We start from the raw sequence: 6,492 nt of genomic DNA on the forward strand, positions 1-6,492 counted from the left end.
TAATTGTATAATTAACATAAGATAATTTAGGCAGTGACGATGTATAAATATTGAAAATGGAATCAGGAATAAATACAAGAGTACGTTATGAATAAGGAAAAGCTCAAGATATTACGAGCAAAAATAAACGTTTCATTGACTGAAGCGTTGTCATTACTAAAACAAAATAATGACGATATTGAACAATCGCTTATTCAGTTTCATCAAAATAATCTCAATAAAATTTGTTTAGCGACAGGATGTGACCAAACGCTTGCTCACACATATTATATAAATCCTGTTTATCAGCAGAATATTGAAAAAATTATTGAAAAGATCGATCAATTTAATCAACATCCAATCAAGTTGACGATAGCGGAAAATCCCAAATATGTTGATAAAGTCGGCTTTTTGATTTGGGCAGAAGATGAAAACTTAGAGCCAGTACAAGATAAAAACAATAGAACTTATTTTATTCCACAGAATGATTTTGCTTATGTGATTGAAATATTTAGGTCTTTATTTCCGTTGTCTAGCCCGCTGACAAATGAATTCGAGGATAGTTTTGATCCTTGTTCCGATAATTATTTTGATTACAATGCAGTAGAGAAAATTGTTTCAGACCTTAGGGATTTGTCTTTTGAAGATATCAAAATAATGAATTTTTTAGAGCATCTGGCATGCTGCTTAGAAGAAAAAATACAGATTGGAACCTATGTGATTGTTTTTGGTAACCAATAAATCAAACTTAAGTTATGCATTTCATTTAAATCGTGATTCCTCATATTTTTTGAATTTGGTTAAAATTTGATGACCAATATAGTTTTTAAAATCAGGATAGCTTGACCGATAGTACTCATTCCAATAACTGACGATTCTGCTTTGTCTAGTTTGAAAATACTGACAATTTTCTAAGATAAAATCACTCCATTTGTTTTGATTATTTTCATTGAGATGTGGCTCAATGATTTTCAAAATTTCAGCCACATATTCACCTAGCAATTGAAAGATAAATGGCGTCATAAAATATTCAAGATTTTGCTGAAGTAGTTTTTCAAGCGCTTTTTGCCGAACAAAACCATCATGATGGCGCGTGAAAATACACCATAGAATTTGATGTTGTATCAATTGAAAGTTTTGAAAATCAACAGATTGTACAGCGTTGATATAGATTCTGGCAGGTATCTTGATCAAAGCTTGATGAATGATCACTTCACATTGGGGATTGTCATGAGGTTAGATTTTCTGATTTTCAAGATATTGAGCCACCAACATAACATCGTCGAATAGTTCTTGAGAAAAAGCTTGAACTAATCTTATCTCAGTCATGACGGATTTAAGTCACGTGGATATTCCAAAATTCTTGGAAAATGGAAATCATAGCTCTCGAAAGCATATTTATACAGTTGCGCAGGACGTTTACCTGCAATTTTAGATTGATTTGTTTCTTCAACTGCACCTGCTTCGATCATACGACGTCTAAACGACTTCTTCTCTAAGCTTTGACCCAAAATAATTTCATAAATCTGCTGTAATTCAGTCAACGTAAATAGTTTTGGCATCAAACTGACTGGTAAAGCGGTATAGCGCGCTTTACGGCTTAAACGATCAATCGCCATTTCCAAAAGCTGTAAATGATCAAATGCCAAGTCTCGTTTTTTTGCTTCCGAGATTGAAACCCATTCACTATGTTCAGTTTGTTCGGTAGCGACTTGCTGAAATTCTTTGAAATCAATGAGCGCAAAGTACAAGGCGGTGACTGCCCAGCCCCGAGGATCACGCGTTGCATTGCCCACCGTTGCCACTTGTTCCAAATGGGGAGACTGAAGCCCCGTTTTTTCAACCAATTTACGGTGCGCAGAAGCCATTAAATCTGCATCTTGGGTTAAATCAACAAAACCACCTGGCAGTGCCCATTTATCTTTTTGTGGAAAATTGGAGCGCTTAATCAATAAAACTTGTAGCTGCCCAGCATCCACAGAAAAAATAGCCATATCGACTGTGAAAAGGGGAGCATCAAAGTCTTTTTTATTATAACTCGACAGAAATTCCTGTTCAGCATTCAAGGTCACAATAAGGCTCGCTTAATTTATTAAATTTAAAGATAGTTAGAATTATTACAGGGTAAAGGATATTAGCCAAGGAAAATTAATGTTATAAGATTATTTATAAAAACTTAATAAATATCCTTGTAAGGAATGGGTAATGAAAAAAATCGTGATGTATTCGATAGTGAGTTTATTATTGCTGTCAGGTTGTGGGGGCAGTGATAATTCTGATTCTATTGGGACAGCGAATCATTCTAGCTATATAACAATTAAAGGTGAGGGGATTAACCAAACTTTAAACTTTGATGATTCCCAACTCACTTATAAAATTTCAGCGATAGGAAATCAACCAATTACATCTGCTAGTTTTGCGAATAAAAATGGTTCTGACTTTTCTGTTGTTGAACTGAATCACGGCAACAAGGCTAAACTCGCTATGCTGTTTAAAGACTTTGATACGCAAGATGTAAAATCTATTTTTTGTTTTCCACTTTATGATTGCTCTTCAAACACAAGCTATTCAATTAAAGAATTGAACCAAAAAAAACACATCCAAGTTATATTTAAAGATGCGCCAAACCAATACTATCGTGGAGATGCTTCAGAATTAAAAGATTTTAATGGTTTTAAATCTGTTTTAATCACAGGAGAATTAAATTACTTTGCCCAAAGTAATTGGCCAATTTTTCAAACTAATCGCTTTCCGATTGTAAAAGTTCAAGGTAAAGTGATTTATGATAGCGAAGAATATAATATTGAAAGTTATGCAGAATTTGATACTCGCTTGGAGGGTAAGCTATATTGGACTGATAAGGAGTTAGTTTTAAAAAAAGACGATAAAACAATATTTTTATTAATAAGAAAGTATCTCAATACTTATTCTGAAAATGCAATTTCGATCAGAGTGTCAGATGGCACAGATACTTATACTATTTCAGACTTAGCAAATGAGATTTGGTCTAATTCTAACAAAGGATTCGAACTCAATTTAGACAATATTATTTTAAAAAGTGATGCAGAGAAAATTAAAATTTTAAGTTCAAATGTGTATGTGCCATTTGATCAATATAATTTAACCTTAAACCAGTCAATTCAATTAGTGCCAAGGTATAAGAGTACGTATGCTCAAACAATAAATGATCAAAAAATGTATCAAATTTACTTTGAAAATTATGGAGAGCTTACAATTAATCAAGAGATAAAAGGACATCTAAGCTTAGTCTATACACAGGGTGAAGATACAGTTTTATGTGGGGACAGAAATACAAGTTGTAAAGGCTTGAGTGTAGATCACCTAAAGCAAAATTTTACCTTTAATAGTGTAAAAATAGGTTCAGATACCATTAATGGGAATTTCTATTTTGCTGGTGTTTTTCAATAGTTTAGTTTAAGCATTCAGTTTTATCCTAAACTGAATGCTTGGTTTTAATACTATAGGCTTGATATTAAACGCTCACGAATTTCATTCAATGCGCATTCTTGAATCAATTGACCATTCTCAAACACCGTGTCTAACTCACCTTGTTGTTCTTGCTCTGGGGATTGTTGATCGAACAGTACAAAGCCCGTTTCAGATTTTTCTACACGAAGTAGCCCTTTAGCCGACTTTTTAGTTCCAGAATCAGTCGCAGGATCTTTAAACAATTCACGTGGAACACCATTCACTTGTCCCCATGTTGCTTTTACTGCAAAGCCAAAAGTATCACGGGTTAAATAGTTATACGTATAACTCCCAATTCCAAACACAAGATTATTTGAAGCAAAACCTTTGGCTTCTAATCCTTGCAGAATTTTTAAAGCGCGTTCCAATGTGATCGAATCACCATAAATCAAGCCAACACGTTCATTGAGCACTTTATAACCTCGGTCTGTTTTAGTCCCCCCGAAGATTTCCCATAAACATTCCACAGCACCTTTATAGGCAGGGCTGCCAACTTGTGCTTCAGGATCACCACATATGATTTTTACAGGATCTCCAGAGTCAGGTCGGAAAACCAGTTTGGCAAGACCCAGAGCATTAGGCTGGCGAGCAAGAATTTCATCTTTTAACTCAACAGTGAATTCTGTAATAACTCGCCAAAAGTCCCAAGTATCTGACACAATACTGACTACGCCAGATGGATAAAGTTCAGTGATCAAACGTTTGAATGTTTCAATTTCATTATCTTCACTGCCCATACACATTACACTGTGTTCAGTAGCAGGAACTGAAACTCCCACAATACCATCTGCATTGTAATATTCTTCGGCATAATCAATCGCTGAGACGGCATCTGTACCGATAAAACTGGTTAAGTGACCAACACCATTTTGTGTTGCATCATAGATTCCACTCATTCCACGACTGCTAAAATCATGTCCTTGAACTGGAACAAAATCTAAAGGTGCGCCAGTTTTGATCGCATACGCTGTAAGTAAACGTTTGTATTCAAATGCAATAGTTGCAGTGGTACAGCTTTTCCATAATTCTGCACTGAGTACAGTTTCCAAATAATTGGTTAACCAAAAGAACTCAGGTAAGGTATTTACAATAGTCAGTACAGGAACTTTCATGTTGACTCGGCTACCTTCTGCTAGGGCTTTGATCCGAATTGGTAAATAGCCTAAGTCATATAAGGCTTCAATGTGATCGACTGGAATCGCCCCTTCACCTAAGGCATTGTCCATTCGACGTTTATAAGCAGCGATCACTTTGTTTTTATCTTGTTGGAAAAAGCCTTCATTCCATGTTTCGATTAAAAAATGTTTGATAAAACCTTGTAAACCAAAGAACACGATTTTATCGTCAAAATCAGGTAGCATTTGAGCTAAACGCGAAGAACGTGGCGTAAAATTGGCATAAACATATTCTGTACCAGCAGGGTATTGACGTCTGTGATCTGCTTTATAAAAATCGATGGCATTTAGTGGATTAATTTTTAAGCTCATTGTTGTTCTCCTAGATAATTAAAATTAGGCAGTTAAAATTTGATAATTACAATCTACTGAAACGGCTGAATTTAATAACGTTAAGTTTTGGATTTTCGATTTGAGGGAAGCTGTGTGTAGTAAAAATCTGATCGACTAAACCATCGAATACTTGTAAGCCCTTACTAAAAATGCCGTGTGTAACGTATAAAATCACATGCTCACAATTTAATTTTTTTAACTCTTGCGCAATGCCGATAAACGTTGCACCGCCGTCACAGATATCGTCAGTAATGACTGCGGTTTTACCCGATAAATCTTTTGCATTGACCTGAGCATTTTGGATTTTTCCAGTGACAGGGTCACGTCGTTTCTCACAAAAGACCACATCAATTTCACGATCACGAAATGTATTTACAGCATTGGCAATTGTCTTTGTACGCTGTTTTGCACCTGCATCTGGGCAGACTAAAACCGTTTTCTTTGCTGTTAAAAGCTTCGCTAACATTTCATTTTTTAAAATTATTTCACTAGGCTGGACATTTTCAATGTCAAAAAAGTGTGTATTTTCATGCAAAAGTTTTTCTGTCACACCACTATGAGCATCCCAGACTTTGATAGATTTACGTTGCTGCGGAAACTTTTCATTGTTGATATTTAACAGCTTTGTCATAACTTCTAATGAAAAAGCTTGTCCAGTTGCACAAATGCGATCTTGACGTGCATAGGGAAAATAAGGGATTTCTAAATCAATTTCTAAGCCTTGGTTGAGCAATACATTTTCGAGCAATAAGTAATCCATGAGATCTTGGCTATTGGTAATTTTTGCTTGAATTTGCATTGTACCTTTCAAGGTATTCAAAATTTCTGCCGAAATTTGGATATGTCTTTCACCACCCGCAAATTGGATCGTTTGTACAGAAATCAGGTTCTGTTTTGAATCTTGAATTTGAATAGACATTAATTGACTCTCATAAAGTGGCTTATTGCCAATACATGTATAGTGTCATAAAGACACTTTAATTAACAAGATTTACTTACAAAAGATTACAAAGCAAAATAAAAATGGATCGTGATGATTTATATTGGATTAAATTTTTGTTATTTATAATTTTTTATCCTTTACGAAGTTTGCTAATAAATAGCGTTGTTCACACAACAACTGAATGAAGGCTTACTAAGCTAAAAGCACTATATTTTCTAAGTACAGAGAAGTGTTAGAGGAATGAGCAATGGGATTAAGGCAAAGTGAAAACAATAAATTTTGATTGAAATGATTTTTATGATCAGCGAAACATTTAAGGCTGTAAAAAGTAGCAAAGATATTAGGGGCTGTGGACAATTCGTCTATGTTTGCGACTAGGTGTGTTTTGTAGGCGATACTAGGCGCGAAATACGAAATTTAGTCATTCTAAATGATGAGAAACACTGTTTCGTAAGGGAACGACGAAGCGACACAAAACACGCTAGTCCCCGCTACGGCTTGCGCTGCAAACAAAGCAGTGCTTTGTTCTTGCTCAGGGTTGTGGTTAAAATTATCTCAGGCTACGTTATGAAA

The 6,492-nt window shown here is 35.1% G+C and carries 5 protein-coding genes; 2 read left to right on the top strand and 3 right to left on the bottom strand.

Translation table 11 applies throughout. The annotated features are described in order from the left end of the window. Window positions 1-87 precede the first annotated feature (87 nt). The gene (locus AAV97_RS05875; protein ID WP_046760078.1) at window positions 88-720 is read left to right on the top strand and encodes a hypothetical protein; all 633 of its coding nucleotides are present in this window, start codon (window positions 88-90) and stop codon (window positions 718-720) included. Window positions 721-1,304: 584 nt separating this feature from the next. Here AAV97_RS05875 and AAV97_RS05885 read toward each other — a convergent pair. Continuing rightward, a complete protein-coding gene (locus AAV97_RS05885; protein ID WP_005030835.1) occupies window positions 1,305-2,051 on the bottom strand; it encodes an NUDIX hydrolase in 747 nt (248 codons plus the stop codon). Between the two features lie 133 nt (window positions 2,052-2,184). On the opposite strand from AAV97_RS05885, the gene AAV97_RS05890 reads away from it, so the two are divergent. Then, window positions 2,185-3,408 (top strand): hypothetical protein, encoded by a 1,224-nt coding sequence (locus tag AAV97_RS05890; protein ID WP_046760079.1) that lies wholly within the window; start codon window positions 2,185-2,187, stop codon window positions 3,406-3,408. Between the two features lie 50 nt (window positions 3,409-3,458). On the opposite strand, the gene AAV97_RS05895 is transcribed toward AAV97_RS05890, so the two are convergent. Together AAV97_RS05895 and prs are read right to left on the bottom strand one after the other, a co-directional pair. Continuing rightward, complete coding sequence (locus tag AAV97_RS05895; protein ID WP_046760080.1) at window positions 3,459-4,955, bottom strand: nicotinate phosphoribosyltransferase; 1,497 nt, start codon at window positions 4,953-4,955, stop codon at window positions 3,459-3,461. A gap of 46 nt (window positions 4,956-5,001) precedes the next feature. Next, window positions 5,002-5,895, bottom strand: coding sequence for a ribose-phosphate diphosphokinase (gene prs, locus AAV97_RS05900; protein ID WP_046760081.1), 894 nt, complete (start codon window positions 5,893-5,895; stop codon window positions 5,002-5,004). Between the last annotated feature and the right edge of the window lie 597 nt (window positions 5,896-6,492).

This window comes from Acinetobacter sp. Ag2 (genome assembly GCF_001005515.1).
Lineage (GTDB): Bacteria > Pseudomonadota > Gammaproteobacteria > Pseudomonadales > Moraxellaceae > Acinetobacter > Acinetobacter bereziniae.

What these genes read in the sequence shown, in the direction of transcription:
- AAV97_RS05890 (WP_046760079.1), top strand. Translation starts at nt 2,185, where the DNA reads ATGAAAAAAATCGTGATGTATTCGATAGTGAGTTTATTATTGCTGTCA.
- AAV97_RS05895 (WP_046760080.1), bottom strand. Translation starts at nt 4,955, where the DNA reads ATGAGCTTAAAAATTAATCCACTAAATGCCATCGATTTTTATAAAGCA.
- prs (WP_046760081.1), bottom strand. Translation starts at nt 5,895, where the DNA reads ATGTCTATTCAAATTCAAGATTCAAAACAGAACCTGATTTCTGTACAA.
- AAV97_RS05875 (WP_046760078.1), top strand. Translation starts at nt 88, where the DNA reads ATGAATAAGGAAAAGCTCAAGATATTACGAGCAAAAATAAACGTTTCA.